The 23,326-nt window shown below is 69.2% G+C and carries 24 protein-coding genes; 15 read left to right on the forward strand and 9 right to left on the reverse strand.

Going from position 1 to position 23,326, the window contains the following annotated elements:
- The 4 genes from ACH413_RS13690 to ACH413_RS13705 all read left to right on the forward strand — a co-directional run bounded on the left by ACH413_RS13690 (position 1) and on the right by ACH413_RS13705 (position 1,681).
- Positions 1 to 369, forward strand: coding sequence for a hypothetical protein (locus ACH413_RS13690; RefSeq protein ID WP_360046627.1), 369 nt, complete (start codon positions 1 to 3; stop codon positions 367 to 369).
- Between the two features lie 42 nt (positions 370 to 411).
- Positions 412 to 822, forward strand: coding sequence for a hypothetical protein (locus ACH413_RS13695; RefSeq protein ID WP_360046625.1), 411 nt, complete (start codon positions 412 to 414; stop codon positions 820 to 822).
- A gap of 23 nt (positions 823 to 845) precedes the next feature.
- The gene (locus ACH413_RS13700) at positions 846 to 1,193 is read left to right on the forward strand and encodes a hypothetical protein (RefSeq protein ID WP_360046623.1); all 348 of its coding nucleotides are present in this window, start codon (positions 846 to 848) and stop codon (positions 1,191 to 1,193) included.
- Between the two features lie 68 nt (positions 1,194 to 1,261).
- On the forward strand, positions 1,262 to 1,681 hold the full coding sequence (locus ACH413_RS13705) for a hypothetical protein (protein WP_360046621.1): 420 nt from the start codon (positions 1,262 to 1,264) through the stop codon (positions 1,679 to 1,681).
- Here ACH413_RS13705 and ACH413_RS13710 read toward each other — a convergent pair.
- The gene (locus ACH413_RS13710) at positions 1,671 to 1,895 is read right to left on the reverse strand and encodes a hypothetical protein (RefSeq protein WP_360046619.1); all 225 of its coding nucleotides are present in this window, start codon (positions 1,893 to 1,895) and stop codon (positions 1,671 to 1,673) included. The genes ACH413_RS13705 and ACH413_RS13710 overlap by 11 nt on opposite strands.
- Before the next feature lie 157 nt (positions 1,896 to 2,052).
- On the opposite strand from ACH413_RS13710, the gene ACH413_RS13715 reads away from it, so the two are divergent.
- The 3 genes from ACH413_RS13715 (at position 2,053) to ACH413_RS13725 (ending at position 6,351) form a co-directional block, all read left to right on the forward strand.
- Positions 2,053 to 3,792 carry an ABC transporter ATP-binding protein gene (locus ACH413_RS13715; RefSeq protein WP_360046617.1) on the forward strand — a complete coding sequence of 580 codons (1,740 nt, stop codon included), beginning with the start codon at positions 2,053 to 2,055 and terminating at the stop codon, positions 3,790 to 3,792.
- Positions 3,789 to 5,624 (forward strand): ABC transporter ATP-binding protein, encoded by a 1,836-nt coding sequence (locus tag ACH413_RS13720; RefSeq protein ID WP_360046615.1) that lies wholly within the window; start codon positions 3,789 to 3,791, stop codon positions 5,622 to 5,624. Before ACH413_RS13715 ends, ACH413_RS13720 begins: the two co-directional genes overlap by 4 nt.
- A gap of 130 nt (positions 5,625 to 5,754) precedes the next feature.
- Complete coding sequence (locus ACH413_RS13725) at positions 5,755 to 6,351, forward strand: DUF2537 domain-containing protein (RefSeq protein ID WP_360046613.1); 597 nt, start codon at positions 5,755 to 5,757, stop codon at positions 6,349 to 6,351.
- Here the strand turns inward: ACH413_RS13725 and ACH413_RS13730 are convergent.
- Entirely contained in the window at positions 6,348 to 7,139 is a 792-nt protein-coding gene (locus ACH413_RS13730) for an RNA methyltransferase (RefSeq protein ID WP_360046612.1), read from the reverse strand. The genes ACH413_RS13725 and ACH413_RS13730 overlap by 4 nt on opposite strands.
- A 209-nt stretch (positions 7,140 to 7,348) precedes the next feature.
- Between ACH413_RS13730 and ACH413_RS13735 the strand changes: the two genes are divergently transcribed.
- Positions 7,349 to 8,845: a glutamate--cysteine ligase gene (locus ACH413_RS13735; protein WP_360046610.1), complete on the forward strand. Its 1,497-nt coding sequence runs from the start codon at positions 7,349 to 7,351 to the stop codon at positions 8,843 to 8,845.
- On the opposite strand, the gene ACH413_RS13740 is transcribed toward ACH413_RS13735, so the two are convergent.
- From ACH413_RS13740 to ACH413_RS13750, 3 genes are all read right to left on the reverse strand, one after another.
- A complete protein-coding gene (locus tag ACH413_RS13740) occupies positions 8,842 to 9,810 on the reverse strand; it encodes a hypothetical protein (RefSeq protein ID WP_360046608.1) in 969 nt (322 codons plus the stop codon). The two genes, ACH413_RS13735 and ACH413_RS13740, sit on opposite strands and share 4 nt — an antisense overlap.
- Positions 9,811 to 9,875: 65 nt before the next feature.
- On the reverse strand, positions 9,876 to 10,286 hold the full coding sequence (locus ACH413_RS13745; protein ID WP_360046606.1) for a hypothetical protein: 411 nt from the start codon (positions 10,284 to 10,286) through the stop codon (positions 9,876 to 9,878).
- On the reverse strand, positions 10,283 to 11,935 hold the full coding sequence (locus ACH413_RS13750) for an ABC-F family ATP-binding cassette domain-containing protein (RefSeq protein ID WP_360046604.1): 1,653 nt from the start codon (positions 11,933 to 11,935) through the stop codon (positions 10,283 to 10,285). Before ACH413_RS13750 ends, ACH413_RS13745 begins: the two co-directional genes overlap by 4 nt.
- Positions 11,936 to 12,026: 91 nt before the next feature.
- Between ACH413_RS13750 and ACH413_RS13755 the strand changes: the two genes are divergently transcribed.
- The gene (locus ACH413_RS13755; RefSeq protein WP_093605442.1) at positions 12,027 to 12,650 is read left to right on the forward strand and encodes a superoxide dismutase; all 624 of its coding nucleotides are present in this window, start codon (positions 12,027 to 12,029) and stop codon (positions 12,648 to 12,650) included.
- A 225-nt stretch (positions 12,651 to 12,875) separates the two neighbouring features.
- Here the strand turns inward: ACH413_RS13755 and ACH413_RS13760 are convergent, their stop codons facing one another.
- On the reverse strand, positions 12,876 to 13,139 hold the full coding sequence (locus ACH413_RS13760; protein ID WP_360046602.1) for a DUF2530 domain-containing protein: 264 nt from the start codon (positions 13,137 to 13,139) through the stop codon (positions 12,876 to 12,878).
- A 17-nt stretch (positions 13,140 to 13,156) separates the two neighbouring features.
- Between ACH413_RS13760 and ACH413_RS13765 the strand changes: the two genes are divergently transcribed.
- From ACH413_RS13765 to ACH413_RS13775, 3 genes are read left to right on the forward strand one after another with little or no spacing between them, the layout of a single operon-like run.
- A complete protein-coding gene (locus ACH413_RS13765; protein WP_360046600.1) occupies positions 13,157 to 14,590 on the forward strand; it encodes an NCS2 family permease in 1,434 nt (477 codons plus the stop codon).
- Between the two features lie 40 nt (positions 14,591 to 14,630).
- On the forward strand, positions 14,631 to 15,056 hold the full coding sequence (locus tag ACH413_RS13770) for a MarR family winged helix-turn-helix transcriptional regulator (RefSeq protein ID WP_396424978.1): 426 nt from the start codon (positions 14,631 to 14,633) through the stop codon (positions 15,054 to 15,056).
- Between the two features lie 58 nt (positions 15,057 to 15,114).
- Complete coding sequence (locus tag ACH413_RS13775) at positions 15,115 to 16,377, forward strand: MFS transporter (RefSeq protein WP_360046598.1); 1,263 nt, start codon at positions 15,115 to 15,117, stop codon at positions 16,375 to 16,377.
- Here the strand turns inward: ACH413_RS13775 and ACH413_RS13780 are convergent.
- Positions 16,374 to 16,832, reverse strand: coding sequence for a cupin domain-containing protein (locus ACH413_RS13780; protein ID WP_360046596.1), 459 nt, complete (start codon positions 16,830 to 16,832; stop codon positions 16,374 to 16,376). The two genes, ACH413_RS13775 and ACH413_RS13780, sit on opposite strands and share 4 nt — an antisense overlap.
- Positions 16,833 to 16,916: 84 nt before the next feature.
- Here ACH413_RS13780 and ACH413_RS13785 point away from each other — a divergent pair, with 84 nt between their 5' ends.
- On the forward strand, positions 16,917 to 17,486 hold the full coding sequence (locus tag ACH413_RS13785; protein WP_360046594.1) for a TetR family transcriptional regulator: 570 nt from the start codon (positions 16,917 to 16,919) through the stop codon (positions 17,484 to 17,486).
- Positions 17,487 to 17,495: 9 nt separating this feature from the next.
- Here ACH413_RS13785 and ACH413_RS13790 read toward each other — a convergent pair whose 3' ends face one another.
- Entirely contained in the window at positions 17,496 to 20,270 is a 2,775-nt protein-coding gene (locus tag ACH413_RS13790; protein ID WP_360046592.1) for a sacsin N-terminal ATP-binding-like domain-containing protein, read from the reverse strand.
- The gene (locus tag ACH413_RS13795; protein ID WP_360046590.1) at positions 20,267 to 21,004 is read right to left on the reverse strand and encodes a DUF3027 domain-containing protein; all 738 of its coding nucleotides are present in this window, start codon (positions 21,002 to 21,004) and stop codon (positions 20,267 to 20,269) included. Before ACH413_RS13795 ends, ACH413_RS13790 begins: the two co-directional genes overlap by 4 nt.
- A gap of 58 nt (positions 21,005 to 21,062) precedes the next feature.
- Between ACH413_RS13795 and ACH413_RS13800 the strand changes: the two genes are divergently transcribed.
- Together ACH413_RS13800 and ACH413_RS13805 are read left to right on the forward strand one after the other, a co-directional pair.
- Entirely contained in the window at positions 21,063 to 21,815 is a 753-nt protein-coding gene (locus ACH413_RS13800) for a glutaminyl-peptide cyclotransferase (RefSeq protein WP_360046588.1), read from the forward strand.
- A gap of 4 nt (positions 21,816 to 21,819) precedes the next feature.
- Positions 21,820 to 23,322: an MFS transporter gene (locus ACH413_RS13805; RefSeq protein ID WP_360046586.1), complete on the forward strand. Its 1,503-nt coding sequence runs from the start codon at positions 21,820 to 21,822 to the stop codon at positions 23,320 to 23,322.
- The last annotated feature ends 4 nt before the right edge of the window (positions 23,323 to 23,326 follow it).

Consider the following 23,326-nt stretch of genomic DNA (forward strand, 5'->3'; position numbering starts at 1 on the left):
GTGGGACGTCGTGTCGCGCTGGCTGCCGGAGTGGGTGCACTCCTCGGGCTGGCCTGGTGGGGAATGTTCGAGCTCCTCGCTTCGGGTGCCGTCTGCTCGAAGGACGACTGGGGCTGTCTCGGCGCCTTCGTGATCGCCACTCCGGTGTTCGCGGTGGCCGGGGCGGTCGTGGGTGGGATCGCACTGCGTTCGTTGAGCGTGTCGCGGGCATGGCTGGTGGCCGTGCCCGCGACCCTCATGGCGGTGGTCGCGATGATCCTGCTGCTGGGGATGACCTTCCTGGCCTTCGCGGTGTTCGCCGCGCTGTACGCGTTGATCGCCGTGCTCACGAACCCTCCGCGCGGTGAAGGTGCTGTGGAGGGTTCGTGAAGGCCGGGCTCTTGCGAGCCTTGATCAGGTAGTTCTGGGCGCATGTTGTCGCGCACGGCTCTGGGGGCCGTTGTCGGAACGGTCGTCGGCGCCGGATTCCTGCTGACCCTGGACACGCTCACGAGGTACTGCAACGGCGGGCCTGGGCGTGCCGGCTGTGGTTCCGGTTTCCCGCTGACCGTCGGGCCCGTCTTCGCGTTCTGGATGGTGGTGGCCGGGGTGCTGGTCCACCTGGGGTTCCGGGTGACGCGGACGGAACGCGGCTGGTGGGTTGCAGGGGCCGGGAGCGGGTTGTGGCTCCTGCTGTTCGTGGGGGTCGTCTTCTTCAGGACCTTCCAGGTGGACATGTACCAGGAGGACGTCCACCGGTTCATGGCGACGATGTACGTGGTCGTTCCGTGCGTTGCTTACGGCGTCGCCGCGTTGGGCGTGGGTCGGGCGCGGCGGTGCTGAAACGGGCGCTGCTCGGAGCCTTTGTGGGAGCCGTCGCCGGGATCGCGGGGTATCTGACCTGGTGGTGGGTACTGCCGCCTCAGTGCGTGGACGCGGTCGGCCGGACCTGCGACAGGTGGTCGCTCTCGGGGCTGTTGGTCCTCCCCGTCTGCTGGGCCGCTGTAGCAAGCCCGGCCCACTACTGGACGCTCACCCTGCTGCGCCTTCCGCGGGCCTGGCGGGCGACATGGCTCGGGTGCATGTTCTGGCCGGTCGTCTGGATCGTGGGTCTGCACGTGGGGTGGACTCGCGACGAGGTCTCGATGATCTTCGTGCCGGTGGTGGCCTTCGCCGTCGCGGGCGCGGCGACCGGTCGGCGCGCGCAAACGTGACGTTCGCGGTGGCAGGAGGTGCCCGCCATGCCTTGGCTGGCGTGGTGACGCTGGTTACGGTGGGTGGCGTGACGGAGCAGAGCACCGCGGGCAAGACGGGCAGGACGGGACGCCGGCTGTTGTTCCGGGTCGTGCTGTCGATGGCCGTCGGTGCCGGGCTGGTGCTCGGGTGGACGTGGGCGTACGAGTCGGGCTTCCTCAAGTCGTGGCTCGACAGCACGTCGATGTCGGCGTTCCTGCTGCTCGTGCTGATCGGGTTGCCGCTCGCGCTCGTGTCGTCGCTGGTGCTGGCCGGGCCGATCCTGTGGGTCTTCGGGGTGCGGCCGGTGTGGCCGATCATCCTGCTCGGGCCGATCGTTCTGGGCATCGGGCTCTACTTCAAGGTGCACGAACCCGTCATCGGGTGGTTCGCCAACCGGCACCACGCCGAGGCGTTGCTGGCGGCCGTCGCCTACGGGCTGGTCGGCCTGTTCACCTTCAGGAAGTGACCGGTACCTGGTCCAGCAGGTTCAGGTCCCAGCCCTCGCGTTCGCACCAGTCCTCGGCGTCCTCGCGGGAGACGAGCATCGCGTGTCTCGGGCGCGGGCCGGCCAGGTGGTCCCAGCCGTCCGGAGCCAGGACGTAGTTCGATCCGTCGCGTGAGGCGATGAGCCGTCCGTGTGGAAACGCCATCGTCTGCTCGGTTCGCAGAAACCGCGTCATGGTGGTCATCGTGCCCTTGACCTCGACCTAAGTCGAGCCTGCACCCTCCGCTGGGGAGAAAAACCGGATGCTGAAGACGGGTCCGACTTCGTACTTTGGAGATGACCTGGAGGGGGCTCATCGCGTGAGCGATCAACGAAACTCGACAATCAGGACCTTGCGGAGGTTGTGGCCGTACGTGCGGCCGCACCGCGCACGGATGACTGTCGTGCTGTCGGCGACGATGCTCGCGATGCTGTGTGGTCTTGGCATCCCGCTGCTGACGCAGCGCATCGTCGATGGTCCGATTCAGAACAAGCAGACCGGTCCGCTGCCGTGGCTGATCCTGGGCGTGCTGGTGCTCGGGCTCGGCGAGGCGGCGCTGTTCTACATCCGGCGCAAGATCGTCGCCCGGCCGGCGGCCGAGGTCGAGGCGCGCATGCGGTTCGACCTGTACAAGCACCTTCAGCGGCTGCCGGTGGCGTTCCACGACCGGTGGCAGTCCGGTCAGCTGCTGTCGCGCGCGACGAACGACCTCACGACCGTGCGCCGGTTCGTCGCGTTCGCGGTCGTGTTCCTGATCGTCAACACCCTGGTCGTGCTGATCGGGCTGGGCATCATCGCGGCGCTCTCGCCGTGGCTGCTGGTCGTGTCGCTGTGCGGCTCGCTGCCCTTGATCATCATCTCGTACTTCTTCGAGTCGAAGTTCAAGGTCGTCGCGCGGCGGGCGCAGGACCAGGCCGGCGACCTGACCACGACGGTCGAGGAGTCGGTGCTCGGCATCCGGGTGCTCAAGGCGTTCGGGCGCGGGCCTGAGCTCTCGAAGCGGTTCCTGGCGCAGGCGCGGGAGCTGCGGACGACCGAACTGAACAAGATCTCGATCCTGGCCTCGCTGTGGTCGGTCCTGATCGTGCTGCCGGAGCTGTCGATCGCGGGCATGCTCGGCGTCGGCGCCATCGGCATCGTGAACGGCTGGATGACGGTCGGCACGCTGGTCGCGGCGGTCGCGGTGAGCGCTTACCTGCGCTGGCCCATGGACTCCATCGGCTGGCTGCTCGCGGAGACGAACCAGGCCGCCTCGGCGCTGGAACGCTACTGGGAGGTCATCGACTCCCCCGTCACGATCACCAGCCCCGCCTCGCCCGCGCCGCTGCCCACGCCGCTGCGCGGGCACGTTCGTTTCGAGGGCGTGCGGTTCGCGTTCGAGGACGGCCGCGAGGTGCTGTCGGGCATCGATCTCGACCTGCGTCCCGGCGAGACGCTGGCGCTGGTCGGCGCGACGGGGTCGGGCAAGACGACGCTGACCGCGCTGGTGCCGCGGCTCGCGGACGTCACCGGTGGCCGGATCACGATCGACGGCACCGACGTGCGGGACCTCTCGCTGGAGGACCTGAGGACCGTCGTGGGCACCGCGTTCGAGGAGCCCGTGCTGTTCTCCGCGTCGGTCACCGAGAACGTGGGGCTGGGCCTGCCGAACGTCACAGAGGCCCAGGTCCGCGAGGCGTTGCGGGTGGCCAAGGCGGAGGAGTTCGTGGACGCGCTGCCGTGGGGTCTCGCGACCAGGATCGGCGAGCAGGGTCTGTCCCTGTCCGGAGGTCAGCGGCAACGACTGGCGCTGGCCCGCGCGGTCGTCGGCAAGCCGGCCGTGCTGGTGCTGGACGACCCGCTGTCGGCGTTGGACGTCCACACCGAGGCCGAGGTGGAGGGCGCGCTGCGCAGGGTGTTGCGCGACACCACGGCACTGGTCGTGGCGCACCGGTCGTCGACCGTGCAGCTCGCCGACCGCGTGGCGTTGCTGGTCGACGGCAAGATCGCCGCGATCGGTTCGCACCGGGAACTGCTGGACACCAACGACGAGTACCGGCGTCTGTTGTCCTCAATGGACGAAGACCTGATCGAAGAGGAGGTGGCGTCGTGAGTGAAGTGACTGTGACACAAGAAGAAGAATGGCGCGGCGTCGCCGCCGAGGAGATCGAGGAGATCACGCACTCGACGGGCCTGCGTCTGCAGGCCCGCTCGCGCAGGTTGCTGGGATCGTTGCTGCGCCCGCACATCGGGCTCACGTCGCTGGCGATCGCCGCGGTCGTCGGCGGCAACCTGGCGGCTCTCGCGGGTCCGCTGCTGATCGCCGCCGCGATCGACAGCGGCATCCCGGCCGCGACGGGCGGCAGTCCGTCGATCCTGGTGTGGTGCGTCGCCGGCTACACGGTCTCCGCCGTGCTGATGACGTTCCTGCGCTGGGCGTTCCTGCGGCTCTCCGGCCGCGTGGGACAGGACGTGCTGCTCGACCTGCGCGGCCGGATCTTCCGGCATTCGCAGAGCCTGTCGGTCGGGTTCCACGAGTCCTACACGTCCGGCAAGGTCATCTCCCGGCTGACCAGCGACGTGGACTCGTTGCAGGACCTCCTCGAAGAAGGCCTGGACAGCCTGTTCAACGCGGCGCTGTCGGTGACGGGCATCGCGGTCATCCTGCTCTACCTGGACGCCCCGCTGGCCCTGGTCGTGATCGCGGGCTTCGTGCCGATCTTCTTCATCTGGCGCTGGTTCCGCCGCCGCTCGATGGACGCCTACCGGGGCACGCGCGGCGCGATCGCCAAGATCATCGTCCAGTTCGTGGAGTCCATGAACGGCATCCGCGCGGTGCAGGCGTTCCGCCGCCAGCCCCGCAACGAGCAGATCATGACGGGCTTCAACGGCCAGTTCCGCGACGCGAACACCGACGCGCTGGGCGTGATGGCCACGTTCGTCTCGACGGTCCGCGGCATCGGCAACGTGTCGCTGGCGCTCGTCCTCGCCTGGGGTGCCTACCGAGTGGCGGGCGGCTCACTCGAGCTGGGCGTGCTGGCGGCGTTCATGCTGTACCTGCGCCGCTTCTACGACCCGTTCGACGAGCTGGCGATGTTCGCGAACTCGTACTCCTCGGCCACCGCCGCGCTGGAGAAGATCTCCGGCGTCCTGGAGGAGCGGCCGTCGGTGCCGGAACCGTCGTCACCGGTGGCCATCCCGCACGCGCGGGGCGCCGTCCGGTTCGCCGACGTGGAGTTCCAGTACCCCGGCACGTCCCGGCTGGTGCTGCCGCGCTTCACGCTCGACGTACCGGCCGGGCAGACCGTGGCACTGGTGGGCGCGACCGGCGCCGGCAAGACCACGGTGGCGAAGCTCGTGGGCCGTTTCTACGACCCGTCGTCCGGCTCGGTGCGGCTCGACGGCACCGACCTGCGGGAGATCGCGGACACGGACCTGCGCAAGGCCGTGGTGATGGTGACGCAGGAGAACTTCCTGTTCTCCGGCTCGGTCGCGGACAACATCGCCCTGGGCCGTCCGTCGGCGTCGCGGGCGGAGATCGAGGCCGCCGCGGCCGAGCTCGGAGCGCACGAGTTCATCGCGGCTCTCCCGGACGGCTACGACACGGACGTCCGCAAACGGGGCGGCCGGTTGTCGGCGGGACAGCGCCAAATGGTCGCTTTCGCACGTGCTTTCCTGGCCGACCCGGCGGTGCTGGTCCTCGATGAGGCAACATCATCCCTGGACGTACCCACCGAACGCGCCGTGCAGGCAGCTCTGGAGACAGTGCTGGCCGACCGGACCGCGTTCATCATCGCCCACCGCCTGTCGACGGTCCTGATCGCGGACCGCGTTCTGGTGCTGGATGGTGGCATTGTGGTGGAAGACGGCTCCCCCGCGGAGCTGATCGGTGAGCGGGGCCGGTTCGCGGCCCTGCACACGGCCTGGCGCGACTCGCTCGCCTAGGCCTGCAGGTCGCGTTCGCGCCAATGGGGATCTGGCGCGAACGCGACCTCACGACTCCAGCTCGGTCGTTCTCGATCGCAACCCGCGTCCGATAGGTTTCTGGCCGAAGGTCCAGACCGAGGAGGACGCAGTGGAGTTGCGAGTCCGGGACGGCCGCGCCGTGCTGGCCGGGGAAGACGACTCCGGTGAGCGCGAGGTCGACCCGCACAGCCTGCCCCTCGGCGCCGACCTCGCGGAGGCGCTGCACGAGTGGGCGAAGGTCGCCGACGCGGTGGTGCGCTCCGAGACGCCGGCCGACGGCGTGGCCAGTGCGCTGGTCGCGCGCAGGGGCAAGCAGCTCGCGGGCAGGATCGCGTCGGTCATGAACTCCCCCGTCAGCTACACCGACCCGGTCAGCGGCGAACTGGTCAGCGTCGACGCCCCCGAGGCGGCTGAAGCTCCGGTTCAGACGCTGGTCGAGGACGAACCCGAGCCGACGCCCTGGGGCACCGGGCTCACGGTCAGCGTCATCACGGCCGCGATCGTCACGGTGACCGTCGTGTCGCTGTCGCTCGGACTGGGCGAGACCAGCCGGTGGCTCGCGCTCGTCGCGAACGTGCTGGTGGTCGGCGGGCTGGCCCCGTCGGTCTGGCTCGGGCGCAAGGTGCCGGTGTGGCGCTGGGTCGCGTACGGCGTCGTGACCGGGGTGCTGGTCGCCTGGCTGGCCCTGATCCTGACGCTGCTCTAGAGCAGGGCGTAGAACGCCACCGCGCCCGCGGTGGCCACGTTCAGCGAGTCGACGCCGGACGACATCGGGATGCGCACGGCCAGATCCGCGGCGTCGATCGCCTCGTCGGTGAGGCCCGGCCCCTCCGAACCCAGCAGCACCGCCACGCGACGGCCGCGCAAACCCGCGTCTGCAAGATGCAGAGCGGATGGGCGCGGCGTCAGAGCGGCAACGGTATAACCCTTTTGCCGCAACATGTTCAGCGCCGCGGGCCACTCATCTGTGGTAGCGAACGGCACGCGCAGGACGTGGCCCATCGACACCCGCACGCTGCGCCGGTACAGCGGATCGCTGCAACCGGGGCCGAGCACGACGCCGTCGACGCCCAGCGCGGCGGCGTTGCGGAAGATCGAACCCAGGTTCTCGTGGTCGCCCACGCCCTCGAGCACGGCGAGGCGCTGGGACGTCGTCGCGAGCTCCTCGAACGACACCGCGGGAGCGCGATCCGCCGCCGCGAGTACACCCCGGTTCAAGTGGAAACCAACGGCGGACGCCATAACCTCTGCTGACGTCACGTAGGCGGGAACGTCCAGGTCAGAAAGGTCCAGCGCCTCGATCCGCCGCCGCACCCCGAGCAGCCCGCGCACCGGGTACGGCGACGCCAGCAGACGTTCCACCACCACGACACCCTCGGCGATGACGAGTCCTCGTCCGCCCGGCCGATCAGGCCTGCGGTCGGCCGTCGACAGGTCCCGGAAGTCGTCCAGCCGAGGGTCCGCCGGGTCGTTGATCTCGATCACCTTCGCCACGCCGGAAGTTTCGCATCCGGCCGGGGGTGGAACAGGCGAGGTAGTCCGGAGGGCGGAACCGCACACGTCCGACCAGGGGATGATCGCTGGTTGTTACCTCCATGTGACAGAGAGCACCGTTTTGGGCGATGTAAAGGGGGATTGCGCTGTGCGACTTTTGGCGTTCCGCCTGGCCCGCGCCCACCGGCGCCGAGCGAAGGGGTAGCGGCATGGGAAGTGAAGTGTCCAGCCGCACTTTCACCAGAGACGATCGCCAGCGCTATCGCGAGAAGATGCAGCGAAGTCTCGACGCATTGGCCACGATGCTGGCCGAAGACACGTTTTCCTTTCCCCGTCGGCAGATGGGGCTCGAGATCGAGTTGAACCTCGTCGACGACGCGATGCGGCCGGCGATGGCGAACTCGGAGGTGCTCGAGAAGATCGACGATCCCTCCTACACGCTGGAGCTGGGGCAGCAGAACCTGGAGATCAACGTCCCCCCGCGCGAGCTGGCCGGGGGTGAGATGCTTGGCCTGGAAGAGGAACTGCGCACGTCGCTCGACAACGCCGATTCGAAGGCCAACGACGCGGGTGCGAACCTCGCCATGATCGGCGTGCTGCCCACGTTGCGGGAGAGGCACTTCGACCGCAAGTGGCTCTCCGAGGCGCCGAGGTACGCCCTGCTCAACGACACCATCTTCAAGGCCCGCGGCGAGGAGATGGTGCTGCGCATGGAAGGCCCGGCGATGCCGGGCAAGAACCCGGAGAAGCTGGACACGTACGCGGAGTCGATCCTGCCGGAGGCCGCGTGCACGTCCGTGCAGCTGCACCTGCAGGTCGAGCCGATGCACTTCGCCGCGCACTGGAACGCCGCGCAGTGCCTCGCGGGCGTGCAAGTCGCCATCGCCGCGAATTCGGCTTTCCTGCTGGGCAAAGCGCTCTGGCACGAGACCCGGATCCCGTTGTTCGAGCAGGCCACCGACACCCGTCCGGACGAGCTGAAGAACCAGGGCGTCCGTCCGCGCGTGTGGTTCGGTGAACGCTGGATCACGTCGATCTTCGACCTGTTCGAGGAGAACGTGCGCTACTTCCCCAGCCTGCTGCCCGAAACCGACGACGAGGACCCGTTGGAGGTCCTGGAAGCCGGTGGCGCGCCTCGTCTTTCCGAGCTGCGCCTGCACAACGGCACGATCTGGCGCTGGAACCGCCCTGTCTACGACGTCGTCGACGGGGTGCCGCACCTGCGCGTCGAGAACCGGGTCCTGCCCGCGGGACCCACCGTGCTCGACACGATGGCCAACGCCGCCTTCTTCTACGGCGCCCAGCGCGCGCTCACCTCCCAGGAACGTCCACTGTGGACGCAGATGTCGTTCCAGGCGGCCGAGGAGAACCTCTACACCGGTGCCCGGCACGGCATGAACGCCCAGCTGTACTGGCCGGGCATCGGCTGGATCCCACCGGACGAGCTGGTGCTGCGCCGGCTGCTGCCGATGGCGCACGACGGCCTGCGCGACTGCGGTGTCTCCGACGAGGCCCGTGAGCGCTACCTCGGCGTGATCGAGCAGCGCTGCCTCGCGCGGCGCACGGGATCGTCGTGGCAGCGGGAAACCGTTGCGCTGCTGGAAGAGCGTGGCATGTCGAGGGACAGTGCCCTGTCCGGCATGCTCAAGCGGTACATGGAGCTGATGCACGCGGGCGAGCCCGTGCACACGTGGCACGTGGGTTAGGGCCGCAGTTTCTCGAGGAACTTCTCCCACACGGCCTTGGGCAGGCCGGCGTCAACGGCGCCGCCGGCCTCGTCCTCTGCCAGCACCGCCACCGACAGCTCCGGGGTGGCCCCGGCGAACCACGCGTGCCGTGTCCCCGTCGGCGTTCCTTCGCGGCAGGCCGTCCAGAGGTCGTTGCCGCACGCCGGGTCGTTCCTCAGCACTTCGTTGACCTTGTTCGCGATCTCCTTGCTGCGCAACGGATCCCGGTCGAACGCCGGCTGCGGTGTGTCCAGCGCCTGGTACAGCGTCGCACCGTGCACGTCGGTCACGTGCGTGACGAAGTGGGCGTCGCGGTGCGTGCCTTCCGCGGCGAACGTCGCGTACCCGGACGCGAGGTCGAGCGGCCGCAGTCCGCCGTCCGGTCCGTCGAGCAGCTTGGTCCGGGTGCCCTCGACGTCGGCGTACTCCGGCACCCCGGCCCGTTGCGCGACCCTGACCGCCCGTTCCGCGTCGCCCTGGTCCAGCGCCTTGCCCTCCTGCGCTGCCGCAGCGGCGCTGAACGGGAAGAACACCGGACCGGGCTGCTTCACCACACCGCCCGCGCGATCGACGGCAGCGTCCTCCCCCGGCGCGTACGCCCGCACGGCGCCTCTGGCGGGGTCGACGGCCACCAGTCCCGAACGACCGGACGCCTTCTCCCGGATCGCGGCATCGGCACCGGACTGCGCCCTCGCGTCGATCGTCGTCACCACGACGGCGCCGTCCCGGCGGAGCTTGTCCAGCGACAGCGACCCGCGCGTGGCGAGCTCTCTGGCGACCTGCCTGACCAGCGGTGTCTCGGGGTCGCCGGAACGCCAGAGCTCCGACGCGTCCGCGTACTGCAGCACCACGTACCTGGGCGGCGGTTCGTCGGACCGCTGCCACACCACGACGCCGGCGATCACCAGGACCAGCGCCCCCAGCACAGCCAGAACCCGCCTCATCGCATCCCCCAGCGTGAAACTCCCCCAGGGAATCGAATCTAGCGGCGGCGTCCAGCCTCAGAGCGTCAGCGGCGGCGCCCCGCCTTCAGTGGCGCGACGTCCGCGCCGTCGTGGGAGATCCGGCACTCGTCCGGCGTCACGGCCTCGACCGCCAGCGTCAGCTCGCCCTTCACACCCGTGTAGATCGACTCGCCGCGCGACGCCAGTGAGGCGTGCACGCGGTTCGAGTCGGTGAAGTCGCGCTCGTCCGTCACCCGCTTCTTGCCGGTCTCCTCGGGCCTGGTGGCGCTGCGGAGGTTGACCTCCAGCCACGCGGCCACCTCCGCCGGCGACGTCAGCACTTCCTCAGGGGTGCGTTCGAGCCGAACCTGGCGAGGGGAGGCGTGATCGAGCGAAGTGTGTTCCACATAGGCGTGCCAGTGGGTGTTGCGCATCGACCAGGTCTGTTCGACCGGCCAGTCCTCCTCGGTGGTCATGCCTCATATCTTCCACCCTTCACACGAGGAAACGTGAGAAGGTCGCGGACGTTGATCTCGTGATCCACCCGCACGGCCGATGCGAGCCGCCGATCGTGCGTGACCAGCAACAACGTGCCTTCGTAGTTTTCGAGCGCCTGTTCCAGCTGTTCGATGGCCGGCAGGTCGAGGTGATTCGTCGGTTCGTCGAGGACCAAACATGTGGTGCCACGAGCTTGCAACAAAGCCAATCCCGCGCGGGTGCGTTCACCCGGTGAGAGGTCCCGCGCCGGTCGCAGCACGGCGTCCGCGCCGAGCCGGAACTTCGCCAGCAACGTGCGCACCTCGACGTCCTGCAGCCCCGTCGCGCCGGCCACGATCCGCAACGCGCTCTCGTCGCTCGCGAACTCCGCCCGGAGCTGGTCGACCTCGCCGACGACGACACCGGGTCCGATGGAACGGTCTCCTTCGGACAGCGGGATGCGGCCGAGCAACGCGCCCAGCAACGTCGACTTGCCGGAGCCGTTCGGACCGGTGACGCGCCACCGCTCACCGGCGCCGATCGTGAGGTCGATCGGTCCGAGCGTCACGTCGCCGCGACTGACCACGGCGTGGCGCAGGGTGAACGCGACCGAACTCCCCCGCCCGGCCGACGGCAGCGTGAGCCGCAACTCCCAGGCCTCGCGCGGTTCCTCGACCTCGTCCAGCCTGGCCAGCTGACGGTCCACAACGGACGCTTTGGCGGTCAGGTTCTCCGCCGACTGCGTGCGACCGGCGCGCACGTTCTTGTCCGGCTCGTCCCTGCGCGCCTTGGCGCTGTTCGCCCGGTGCACGCCCTGCCGCGACCACTCCTTGACCTGCCTGCTGCGCTGCACCAGCGAGTCGCGCTTGGCCGAGTACGCCTCGTACTCCTCCTGCGCCCGACGGCCCGCGTTCGCCTTCTCCTCGACGTAGGCGTCCCACCCACCGCCGAACACAGCGATCTTGTGGGTGAACTCGTCCAGTTCGGCGATCGCGGTCGTGGTGCGCGCCAGGAACTCGCGGTCGTGGCTGACCAGCACGATCGCGCCCTGATACGCCCTGACGTGGGACTCCAGCAGATCGAGCCCGGCGGCGTCGAGGTCGTTCGTCGGCTCGTCGAGCAGCAGCACGTCGGCACGGGTGAGCAGGACCGCCGCCAGCCTGAGCCGCGCCTGCTGACCGCCCGACAACGCGTCGGGCTCCCGGCCGTCGAGCAGATCCGCCCGCAGGCCAAGACGTTCGCAGACGGCATCCGCGCGTTCGTCGAAGTCACCGGCACCGATGGCGGTCCAGTGGTCGAACGCGTCGGAGTACCGCTCACCGCCGCCGTCCGCGAGGGCTTCTGCCTCCCGTTGCAGCCACTGCTCGGCCTGCGCGACGCCGGTGCGCCGCGCGAGGTGGTCCCTGAGCGACTCTCCAGTTACGTGGAGGGTCTCCTGCGTCAGGTGCGCGACGGTCCCGGTGTTTGAGACAGATCCGGATTCCGGCAGCAGCTCACCGGCGAGCAGGCGGAGCAACGTGGACTTGCCGACGCCGTTGGGCGCGATCAGGCCGACGCGGTCACCAGGCGAAACATCGAAATCAACCTCCGAGATCACGGTCCTCGGACCGAACGACAGCGAAATGTTCCTGGCTGTCAGCACGGACACGCTTACGACGGTACGACCGCGCGCAACTGGTTAACTGGCCCTTGTTGCTAGTAAGTTGCAAATACCAAGAGATTGCAATTGGGGAGATGTCATGGCCCAGTACGTGCTGCCGGATCTCGACTACGACTACGGCGACCTCGAGCCGGCGATCATCGGCGAGATCAACGAGCTGCACCACGGCAAGCACCACGCCGCCTACGTGAAGGGCGCGAACGACACGCTGGAGCAGATCGAGGAGGCCCGCGACAAGGAGGCTTTCGGGGGCATCGTCGGCCTGGAGACCACGTTGGCGTTCCACCTCGCGGGCCACGCGCTGCACCAGGTGTGGTGGAAGAACCTCTCGCCCAACGGCGGCGACAAGCCCGTCGGCGAGCTCGCGGCCGCGATCGACGAGCACTTCGGCTCGTTCGACAAGTTCCGCGGCCAGCTCAACGCCGCCGCGTCCTCGATCCAGGGCTCCGGCTGGGGCATCCTCGCGTGGGAGCCGATCGGCCAGAAGCTGGTCACGCTGCAGCTCAAGGACCACCACTCGAACCTGTCGATCGCGACCACGCCGCTGCTCGCGTTCGACATCTGGGAGCACGCGTACTACCTGCAGTACCGCAACCTGAAGACCGACTACATCTCGGCGCTGTGGAACGTCGTCAACTGGGAGGACGTGTCCGCTCGCTTCGAGGCGGCGCGCGCCGGCCAGAACGGGCTGCAGCTGCCGTAGAGCTTCGGCGGTGGGTGCTCCGACAAGCTCCCCGCTGCTGAATACGACGAGGCCCCCGCCCTGCCCAGAGTGGGGGCCTCGTCCGTTCCCGAACTGACTGCCGCTCCCACCACGAAGCGACGAGACTTAGGTTAGCCTAACTTCGCTTCCTTGGGAACCCCGCGTCCCGGACGCATGCCGGGAAAACACCCGGAAGGGTGTGGAGATGACGAACGTGTTGCCGGACTAGGCGCCTTCCAGCCCCTGCTGCGCCCCGCGTGATCCGCGCCTCGCCGCCCGGCGTTGCCAGTAGAAGACTCCGTACCCGATGATCCCGAGCAGACCGCCGGACAGCGTCGTCCAGATCAGGGTGCTGTTCGAGCGGTCGACGAGCAGCACGACCAGGAATCCGAGGAACCACACCGCGGTGCCGCCGAGCACCACCGGCACCGGGTCGGCCAGTCGATGAGGCAGTGCGGGCGGGTGTGGGGCGGGGTCGCGTTCGGACACATCGGTAAGGAGAGCAGATGCTGGACGGGTTCTTCAAGATTTCCGAGCGCGGGTCGACCGTGGCGCGTGAACTGCGCGGCGGTGTCGTGACCTTCTTCACGATGGCCTACATCGTCGTGCTGAACCCGCTGATCATCGGCAGCTTCGCGCCGACGGGGCCCGGTTCGCACCCCGACGTGCTCGGCAACATCCTGCCGGTGGGGCAGGTCGCCGCGGTGACGGCGCTGGTCGCCGGCGTGATGACCATCCTCTTCGGACTGATCGCCAACTACCCGTTCGCGCTGGCCACGGGGCTGGGCATCAACTCGTTCGTCGCGGTGTCGGTGGCCGCCAAGGTCACGTGGCCCGAGGCGATGGGGCTCATCCTGGTCAACGGGCTCGTGGTGCTGCTGCTGGTCGTGACGGGCGTGCGGACCGCGGTGTTCAACGCCGTGCCGAACGAACTGAAGGCCGCGATCGCGGTCGGCATCGGTCTGTTCATCTGCTTCATCGGACTCGTGGACGCCGGGTTCGTGCGCCGGCTGCCGGACGCCGCCAACACCACCGTGCCGGTCGGGCTCGGCATCAACGGGTCGATCGCGAGCTGGCCGACGCTGGTGTTCGTGGTCGGGCTCGTGCTCACGGGTGTGCTGTTCGCGCGCCGGGTCAAGGGCGCGATCCTCATCGGCATCGTCGCGACGGCGATCTTCGCGATCATCCTCGAGGCCCTCGTCAAGGCCGGGCCGTCCGCGGGCGTCAACGCCAAGGGCTGGAACCTCGGTTACCCCGCGCTGCCCGACCAGGTCTTCGGCATCCCCGACCTCTCCCTGCTCGGCGAGGTGTCGTTCGGCGCGTGGACGCGGATTCCGGCGCTGGCCGCCGCGCTGATCGTCTTCACGCTGGTGCTGACCGACTTCTTCGACACCGTCGGCACCATGACCGGACTGGGCAAGGAAGCCGACCTGATCAAGGAGGACGGCCAGCTTCCCAACGTGAGCAAGGCGCTGTTCGTCGACGGCCTCGGTGCCGTGGCCGGTGGTGCCGCGTCCAGCTCGTCGAACACCGTCTACATCGAATCGGCGTCCGGCATCGCGGAGGGCGCGCGGACCGGGCTCGCGAACGTCGTGACCGGCGTGCTGTTCCTGCTCGCGATGTTCTTCACGCCGCTCTACGAAGTGGTCCCGATCGAGGCAGCGGCCCCAGCGCTGGTGATCGTCGGCGCGCTGATGATGATGCAGGTCCGCGAGATCGACTTCACCGACTTCACCATCGCCCTGCCCGCGTTCCTCACGATCGTCGTCATGCCGTTCACCTACTCGATCGCGAACGGCATCGGCGCGGGCTTCGTCAGCTACGTCCTGCTCAAGGCCCTGACGGGCAAGGCACGAGAAATCCACGCGCTGATGTGGATCGTGGCGGCCGCTTTCGTCGTCTACTTCTCGTTGGGACCGATCCAGGCCCTGCTGAGCTGACCTTTCGGCAGGAAACTATTTCGTGAGGTATGCTAACTACGTGGCGATCGATCAGCACGGACTGGCGAGCAGGCTGAGGCTTGCCGTCGTTCGTCTCAACCGCCGCCTGCGAGCGCAGCGCACCAACTCGTCGGTGTCGCTCACCCAGGTGTCAGCGCTGTCCACACTGCACAAGTGCGGTCCGCTGACCCCTGGCGAGCTCGCGGCCAAGGAAGGCGTGCAGCCGCCGTCGATGACGCGCGTGATCGCCGCCCTGGAGGAGTTCGGGTTCGCGACGCGCAGCCCGCACCCCACCGACGGCCGTCAAGCCATCGTCGAGCTCACGGGCGAAGGCTTGTCGTACCTGGAAGACGAGATCACGGCCCGCGAAGCGTGGCTGGACAGGCGGCTGGCCGAGCTGGACCCCGAGGAGCGGGAACTGCTCACCCGGGCCGCCGAAATCATCGACAGGATGGCGGGTCAGTAAGAACGTGTCGGGTTACGCGGGTGGTGGAGCAGACAGTTCGCCACCTCGTCGTACCGGAATGTTCGGATCCTTAAGCATATACAACTATCGCCTCTACGCCTCCGGTCAGATCATCTCGCTGGTCGGCGTCTGGATGCAGCGGGTCGCCCAGGACTGGCTGGTCCTGGAGCTCTCGAACGGCTCCCCCGTCGCACTCGGCTTCGCCGCCTCGCTCCAGTTCCTCCCGGTCCTGCTGCTGTCCATGTGGGGTGGCGTCCTCGCCGACCGCATGGACAAGCGCAAGCTCCTGCTGTGGCTCGAGTCCGCGCTGGGCATCTGCGCCCTGGCGCTGGGCATCCTCGACGTCACCGGCGTCGTCGAGCTCTGGCACGTCTACCTGCTCTGCCTGCTGCTGGGCGCCTTCTCGGCGGTGGAAACGCCGGTGCGCCAGTCGTTCGTGGTCGAGATGGTCGGCCGCGACCAGCTGACCAACGCCGTCGCGATCAACTCGATGATGTTCAACCTGGCCCGCATCATCGGCCCTGCCATCGCCGGCCTGACGATCGTGGCGATCGGCACCGGCTGGGTCTTCCTGGCCAACGCCATCAGCTTCGTGGGCGTGGTCGGCGGCATCTGGCTGATGCGCACGTCCCAGCTGCTGCGCTCCGAGCCGCTGCCGCGCGAAAAGGGCCAGCTCCTCTCGGGCCTGCGCTACGTCAGAAGCCGCCCTGACCTGCTGACGGTCATGGTGCTCGTCTTCTTCATCGCCACGTTCGGCATGAACTTCTACATGACGCTCGCGATCGTGGCCCGCAACGTCTTCGGCGGCGACGCCGACGCCTACGGACTCCTGTCGACGTTGATCGCCGTCGGCACGCTCGCGGGTGCGACGCTGGCAGCCAAGCGAAAAACGCCGAAAATGAGCGTGTTCATCGGCTCCGGCGTGATCTTCGGACTGCTGGAGATCGTCTCCGGGATGATGCCGACGATGCTCCTGACCGGTCTGATGATGATCCCGGTCGGCGTCGCGATGATGACCTTCAACACGACCGCCAACGCCACCGTCCAACTGGCCGTGGAACCCGAGATGCGCGGCCGCGTGATGGGCATCTACATGCTGGTGTTCCTCGGCGGAAACCCCGTCGGCGGTCCGCTGATGGGCTGGCTCGGCGAGATCAACGGCCGGGCACCGATCATCATCGGCGGTGCCGTGTCGATGCTGGTGACGATCACCGCGTGGATCGTCCTGGTCAGGCGCGGCGACATCGGGAAGCCGAGGCTGCGACGGCGGCGGCAGGCCCCCGCGGAGGCACTGCCGGAGCCGGCAGAGGTAGCGAGCTAGGCGAACTCGGTGGACGGTTCGGTGGCGTAGTTCTTCCAGATCGGCGTCATGGTCTCGCGCGTCATCGGTTGCCCCGACTCGACCATGGCCTTGAGGTCGCGGAAGTACTGCACGTACAGGTCCGGCGTGAAGGTGGTCAGCATGACCGCAGGGTCGTCTCCGGGGTTGGCAAAGGTGTGCGGCGCACCCGGCGGGACGGTGACCCACGTGCCGGCACCGACCTCGTGGTCGTCCTGCCCGATGGTGAACCGCACGGTGCCCGAGAGCACGTAGAAGCCTTCGTCGTGCTGCGCGTGCCGGTGCTGCGGAGGACCGGGCGTGTGCGGGGGAATGACGACCTCACCGATGCCCAGGCGGCGGTGGGTGTTGCTGCCGTCTTCGAGGATCCGGATCTGCGACGGACCGCTGGCGATGAGCTCGCCCTCGCCGGGCCGGACGATCGACACCTCAGTCATGTGGAAGCCTCCCGATGTGATTGCAGCTTGTGCAATCACCGTACAGCAGTGACTGCACATTGTGCAGTCGCTAGGCTTCGGCGCATGCCGCGATGGAAACCGGACGCGCCCGAGCGCCTGCAGACCGCCGCGTTGGAACTCTTCGACCACCAGGGGTTCGAGCGCACGACGGTCGCCGAGATCGTCCAGCGGGCGGAGCTCACCCAGCGCACGTTCTTCAACCACTTCGCCGACAAGCGCGAGGTGCTGTTCCGGCTGAGCTCACAGCTCCAGCAGGAGATCGTCGGCGAGATCGAGGCAGGCGACGACTCCCTGCCGCCGCTCGACGCCGTCGTGCGCGCGCTGGAAGTCGTTGGCGACAGGATGTTCGAGGACCGCCGTGCCCTGATGGCACGCCGTTACGCCATTGTCGCCGCCAACCCGGAGTTGCAGGAGCGCGAACTCTCCAAGAACGCCGCGCTCACCGAGGCCATCGCGGCCGTGCTGCAAGCACGGTGCGGTGACGCTGAAACGGCATTCCTCGCCGCCGGTGCCGCCATGCTCGCGCAGCAGGTGGCGTTCCGGAACTGGTGCCGGCCGGGCGAGACCCGGACCTTGCACGACCTGCTGCAGGAAGCCTTGCGCTCCCTGCGCACGACCGTCGAACCGGCCTGACCCGGCGACTCAGCCCAGCAGGGTCGCAGCCCTCGGATCGGTGATCAGCGCGGCGAACGTGTGCCGATCCGCCCACCGCTGCGTGACCCAGGCCAACGCCCGTGCGAGCCCCTCAGGCGTGTCGGAGGCGTGCGGAACGTCGTCGGCCATCCACCACTCGACCCGTTGCCCGTCGACCTGCAGTTCGTCGTGCACGACGACAACACCGTCGGGCAGCGCGACCTCCAGCAGTTCGCACGCCATCCGAACGGCACCGAGGTCGCGCCACTGGACGATCTCGCCGACGTGGTCGGGCGAACCCTCGAACTCCTCGGAGGCCAGCGCCAGGTCCAGCAGGTCGGCCAGCTCCTCGGAGCCGTCGGCCAGCAGCACGCGGGAAGCCGGCACCACCCCGAGCAACCACGGGTGGTCCAGCACCACGACGTCCTCGGCGGCGGCCACCTCCCCGGAGAGCACCCGAACCTGCTCAGGCGGAGCGAAGTCCCCCTCGGGCAGAGCCCCGTAGGCGCGCAACACCACGGCATCCGCGATCGCACGGTCCGCGTCCCCGAGCCGTTCCAGCACGAACTCGGCATCGTCGTCGTCCCAGATCTCCAGCGACGACCGGACGCCGACGGCCCGCAGCACGTGCTCGGGCAGTTCGAGATCCGGCACGGCGTCGAAGAGCCCGTCCAGCAACGAGGCGTCCGGCAGCCGGAACGACCGCGGCGACTTGCCGGCCAGCAGCGCGTGCCGGGCGATCCACCAGCCCGTGTAGCCGTCGGGCTCGGTCACCGCGCGCCAGGTCACCGGGTCGGAGGCCAGCAACCGCAGTGCGGCGGGCCAGTCCGCTACGAGGTCCAGGTCCCGGACGGCCACGACGCGACTGGGCTCGTCCGGCACGGACGCCCACCACGCGGACTCGTCGGCGAGGTCGTGATCCGGTCCGGAGGGCTCGTCGTCGACGACCACCGAGAACCCGTCCACCACACCGGCGGCGACCAGCGCGGAACGCGGGTAGGTCTCGGCGATCTCCTTGGACAGCAACGGAAACGCGTCCGCCTCGACCACGCCGACCAACGGCGAGTCCGGCAGCAGCAACTCGTCCGCGCGATGCCACTCACCGGCGCCGTCCGGCAGGGCCAGCGACCCCAGCCAGGGCTCCTCCCCTGCCCGCAGACCGGCGCGGTCCACGAGGCGCAGCACGGTCTCGACCAGGTCCAGCCCGTCGAGACCGGCCTCGGCGTCTTCCAGCGACCGCGCCACGTTCTCACGCAGTGAGGGATCCGCGAGCAGTTCGGCGGCACCGGCCTCTACCGCGCCCAGCCGCACCAGCAACGGGTGCACGGCGTCCGGGTGCACGACCCGCAGACCGGGCAACGGTTCGTCGGCGATCAACGTGGTCCGCGGCCCCGTCACCACGCGGCCGTCGGCCAGCGGCACGGGCAGCGACGCCAACGCCTCGCGGACGTCCGGATCCACCTCGGCGAGAGGCGCGAAGGCCGCGTAGACGTCACGCCACCAGCCGGGATCACCGGAGACGCCCGCCAGAGCCGCGACGACCTCGGCGGTGGTCACGCGCGGAACTTCCAGCGCTGCCAGGGCTTTGGCGTGCACCGGGGCGGACAGTTCGGCGTCCAGCAGCCCGGGCAGAGCGTCCTCGACCAGGTCGACGAGCTCCTCGGAACCGACGTCCAGGACGCGAGCGCGTGAGGGCTCGATCCACTCGCCGGAAGCCAGCGGCAGCCAGGCGGAGGCGCGCAACGAGCGCACCACGGCCGTCCGCAGCCGATCGTCCACTTCGGACAGAGGGAAGCCCGGCAACGGCACGAGAGCGGTCCGCTCGATCGCCGGCACCCGCGCCACCAGGGCCGGATAGGCAGCGGCGGCGGCGTCCAGCACCGACCACGCGGCCGGGCCCGGCAGGATCCGGCGGCGCGAGGGCTCGACCGGCAAGGTCGCGATCAGGCGGGCGGGCAACGACAGGCGCTCGTCGGTCGGCGTCGGCGCGTGCAGCACGTCCTCGCCCAGCTCCGAATCGAGCGGGTACGCCCACGACACGGTCCACTGAGGACGGTGCTCGACGCCCTGGACGAGTTCCGCGGGCAGTTCGCCGACGGTGCGCTCCACCAGCCAGCGCGACGTGCCGACGGTGACCACACCGTCCTCGGTGACGAAGCGTTCCCACGACTGGGAGCCGACCTCGATGCGACGCAGACCCGGCAACGCCAGCAGCAGGTCCGGCACCTCCGCGGCCAGGTCGTCCAGCGACAGGTCGACCTTCAGCGGCAGGCGGACCTCGGTCGCGAACCCGTCCGGCACGTCCTCCACGACCGGCCAGACCAGTCGCAGCACCGGCACGTCGCCGCCGCGTTCGGAGGCCAGGTCCGGCACCTCGGCACGGGTCCGCGCCAGGGAGAACTCGACGCCACCCGTCGTGGAGACCACGCGCGGTGCGTCGGACACGGCCAGCACGGCCGCGAAGCCGACGCCGAACTGACCGACGCCGGACTCCTTCGAGGAGGCCCGCAGCGAGGCCAGAGCGGCCACACCGGCCTCGGTCAGCGGCGCACCGGTGTTCGCCGCGCGCAGCTCGCCATCAACGAGAGTGATCCGCAACACACCCGGCTCGGAACCGGCCGCGTCGGCCGCGTTCTGGGCGAGTTCGACGAGCAAACGGTCCCGGTAGCCACCGATGCGGAGGTCTTCCTCGGCGTTCGCGTCTTCACGGAAGCGGGTGGGCGAACCACGCCACGCGGCCAGGACCGAGGTGCGCAGGACCTCGGTGCCGAACGGGTCGGTCACTCCGAGACGTCCAGAACGTCCAGCTGCGCGTCGTCGTAGACCAGGTCGGCGACCGGCACCATCGGGCTGATGTCGACCTCGACCTGCGAGTGCGCGCCGCAGCCGTACTCGACGTGCACGACGTGGCCGTCCGCCGGAGCGATCTCGTTGGCGCAGACGCCGAACGCGGCACCGAACGCACCGGCCACGCGGGTGTAGAAACCGCAGGTCCCGCAGTGCGCGGGGGCGCTGCGGGCCATGTCGGAGCGCGGGCCGAAGTCGGAGGCCGCCCAGCGGTCGGCAGCGTCGATGCGGCCTTCGCGGGACAGGACGCGGGTACGGCCGAGGCCGATCTCCAGCGCCACCTCCTCGATGGCCGGGTCGTCGGACTGCACGTACGCCTCGATCAGGCGCGGGTCGTCCTCGCGGGGCGGCATCAGGTCGCCCACGCCCAGGTCACCGGCACGGACCCGTTCGCTCCACGGCACCCACTCCGGGGCCACCAGGGCGTCCTGGCCGGGCAGCAGCACGACCTCGCTGACCGAGACGGGCGTGCCCTCGCCGGCGTGGGCGACGGTCACCGCCCAGCTCCAGCCGCGATAGCCCGCGTGCTCGGCCTCGAACAGATGGGTGACGGAGTACTCGTCCTCGTCCTGCACCCCGACGTGAGCGCCGACGCGTTCCACCCCGGCCTCTTCCTGCGCAGCTGCGCGGGCGAGATCAACGGCGTCGAGGAGCATCTCAGTCGCGGTCACGTGGTGAATTGTGCCGCAGGTCTTCGCCGGGACGAAAACTCGTGCCACCCTCCGTTGGGTGCGCTCACCCATCTGGCTGGTCCTCGTCGCGGTGCTGGCCGCCTGCTCGACTCCGCAGGAGACGAAACCGCAGGTAGAAGTCCTGCAGAAGATTCCGCACGACACGTCGGCGTTCACCCAGGGGTTGGAACTGGTCGACGGCGTCCTCTACGAGGGCACCGGGCTCGAGGGCGAGTCGACGATGCGCGCGCTCGATCCGTCGACCGGCAACGTCCAGAAGAAGGTCGATCTGCCGCCCGACTACTTCGGCGAGGGCATCACCGTCGTCGGCGACACCATCTGGCAGATCACGTGGCAGAACGGCGTCGCGATCGAACGGGACCGCAAGACCCTGAACGAGCTCCGCCGCGTGAGCTACGAGGGCGAGGGCTGGGGCATCTGCGACGACGGCAAGCAGCTGATCATGAGCGACGGCACCGCGAAGCTGACCTTCCGCGACCCGAAGTCGTTCAAGGAGAACGGAAGCGTGCAGGTCACGCGGGCGGGCCAGCCCCTCACCCAGCTCAACGAACTGGAGTGCGTCGGCGGCAAGGTCTGGTCGAACGTGTGGAAGACCGACGAGATCGTGCGCATCGATCCGGCCAACGGACAGGTGACGAACACCTACGACCTGTCCTCGCTCAAGCCGGCGGGCGACGTGGACGTCCTCAACGGCATCGCGCACGTCCCCGGAACCGACGAGTTCCTGGTCACAGGCAAGAACTGGCCGACCATCTTCCGAGTGAGGTTCAACGGGATGGGGCAGGATTGAGGGTGTGACGGACGACCGCGGGCGGAGTGACGGACCGGCTCCGAAGCGCTACCCGTGGCAGGACGACGAGTACCGGCCGCGGGAGCGTCGAGGGCCCGCGTCCGAGCACGGTTTCCACGCCCCGCCCCGCCGTCCCCAGAACACCCGTCCGCTGCCCAACTCCGACCAGCAGACGACTCCGACGCCCAAGCCGCCGCGCAAGCTCACGGTGACGCGGGTGGCGTGGTTCCGCGGCAAGCAGATCTCGCAGCAGGCGCTCGCGGCGTTCCGGCGCGCGGCGCGTGCCGACGGTGCCGGCCAGTCCGGCATGACGTCGGTCACTTACGCGGTGATGATGAACTACGCCGCCGACGCCGCGATGGCCGTCGCGCTGGCGAACACCCTGTTCTTCTCGGCCGCGTCCGCCGAGTCCAAGACCAAGGTCGCGCTCTACCTGCTGATCACGGTCGCGCCGTTCGCGTTGATCGCGCCGGTCATCGGCCCGCTGCTGGACAAGATCCAACGCGGCCGGCGGCTCGCGCTGGCGGCGTCGTGCGTGCTGCGGATCGTGCTGTCGGTCGTGATGGCGCTGAACTTCGACAACTGGCTGCTGTACCCGGCCGCGCTGGGCAGCATGGTACTGAGCAAGTCGTTCACCGTGCTCAAGTCCGCGATCACACCGCGCGTGCTGCCGCCGGAGATCACGCTGTCCAAGACCAACGCCCGCATGACGATCTTCGGTCTCGCGGCGGGCGGCGTGTTCGGTGCGTTCGCCGCTGGCTTCGCGAACGTGTTCGGCTCGCCGGGCGCGTTGTGGTTCACCGCGGTGCTGTGCCTGGTGAACGCGTGGCTGTGCATGAAGATCCCGTCGTGGGTCGAGGTGACCGAGGGCGAGGTCCCGGCGACGCTCACCCCGAAGCCCGCCAGGCAGCGCGTCTCGCGGCACGTCGTGGTCTCGTTGTGGGGCAACGGTTCCATCCGCGTCCTGACCGGCTTCCTGACGCTGTTCGCGGCGTTCGTGATCCGCGAGCAGACCGAGGGCGACGCGGTGCGGCAGTTGCTCCTGCTCGGTGTGATCGCCGGTGCGGCGGGTGTCGGCAGCTTCCTCGGCAACGCGATCGGCGCGCGCCAGCACTTCTCCAAGCCGGACGAGGTGATCCTCGCCTGCGTCGGCACGGCGCTGGCGGCCACGATCGTCGCCGCCGCGCTGCCGGGCCTGGTCACGGCCGCCGTCGTCGGGCTGCTGGGTGCCACGGCGTCGTCGCTGGCGAAGGTCGGCCTCGACGCGGTGATCCAGGACGACCTGCCGGAGGAGTCGCGCGCGTCGGCGTTCGGCCGCTCCGAGACGATCCTGCAGCTCGCGTGGGTCTTCGGCGGCGCGCTCGGCGTGCTGCTGCCCGCGACGTTCTGGATCGGCTTCCTCGTGCTCGCCGTGCTGCTCGCGCTGGGCCTCACGCAGACGTGGATGTACCGCAACGGCACGTCGTTGCAGAGCCTGGTCCGCAGGCCGGCCCCGGCGACCCCGTAGGCTG

This window comes from Lentzea sp. NPDC020367, from assembly GCF_044387305.1.
GTDB lineage: Bacteria > Actinomycetota > Actinomycetes > Mycobacteriales > Pseudonocardiaceae > Lentzea.

What these genes read in the sequence shown, in the direction of transcription:
- ACH413_RS13695 (WP_360046625.1), top strand. Translation starts at nt 412, where the DNA reads ATGTTGTCGCGCACGGCTCTGGGGGCCGTTGTCGGAACGGTCGTCGGC.
- ACH413_RS13710 (WP_360046619.1), bottom strand. Translation starts at nt 1,895, where the DNA reads ATGACGCGGTTTCTGCGAACCGAGCAGACGATGGCGTTTCCACACGGA.
- ACH413_RS13735 (WP_360046610.1), top strand. Translation starts at nt 7,349, where the DNA reads ATGGGAAGTGAAGTGTCCAGCCGCACTTTCACCAGAGACGATCGCCAG.
- ACH413_RS13740 (WP_360046608.1), bottom strand. Translation starts at nt 9,810, where the DNA reads ATGAGGCGGGTTCTGGCTGTGCTGGGGGCGCTGGTCCTGGTGATCGCC.
- ACH413_RS13745 (WP_360046606.1), bottom strand. Translation starts at nt 10,286, where the DNA reads ATGACCACCGAGGAGGACTGGCCGGTCGAACAGACCTGGTCGATGCGC.
- ACH413_RS13755 (WP_093605442.1), top strand. Translation starts at nt 12,027, where the DNA reads ATGGCCCAGTACGTGCTGCCGGATCTCGACTACGACTACGGCGACCTC.
- ACH413_RS13765 (WP_360046600.1), top strand. Translation starts at nt 13,157, where the DNA reads ATGCTGGACGGGTTCTTCAAGATTTCCGAGCGCGGGTCGACCGTGGCG.
- ACH413_RS13775 (WP_360046598.1), top strand. Translation starts at nt 15,115, where the DNA reads ATGTTCGGATCCTTAAGCATATACAACTATCGCCTCTACGCCTCCGGT.
- ACH413_RS13780 (WP_360046596.1), bottom strand. Translation starts at nt 16,832, where the DNA reads ATGACTGAGGTGTCGATCGTCCGGCCCGGCGAGGGCGAGCTCATCGCC.
- ACH413_RS13785 (WP_360046594.1), top strand. Translation starts at nt 16,917, where the DNA reads ATGCCGCGATGGAAACCGGACGCGCCCGAGCGCCTGCAGACCGCCGCG.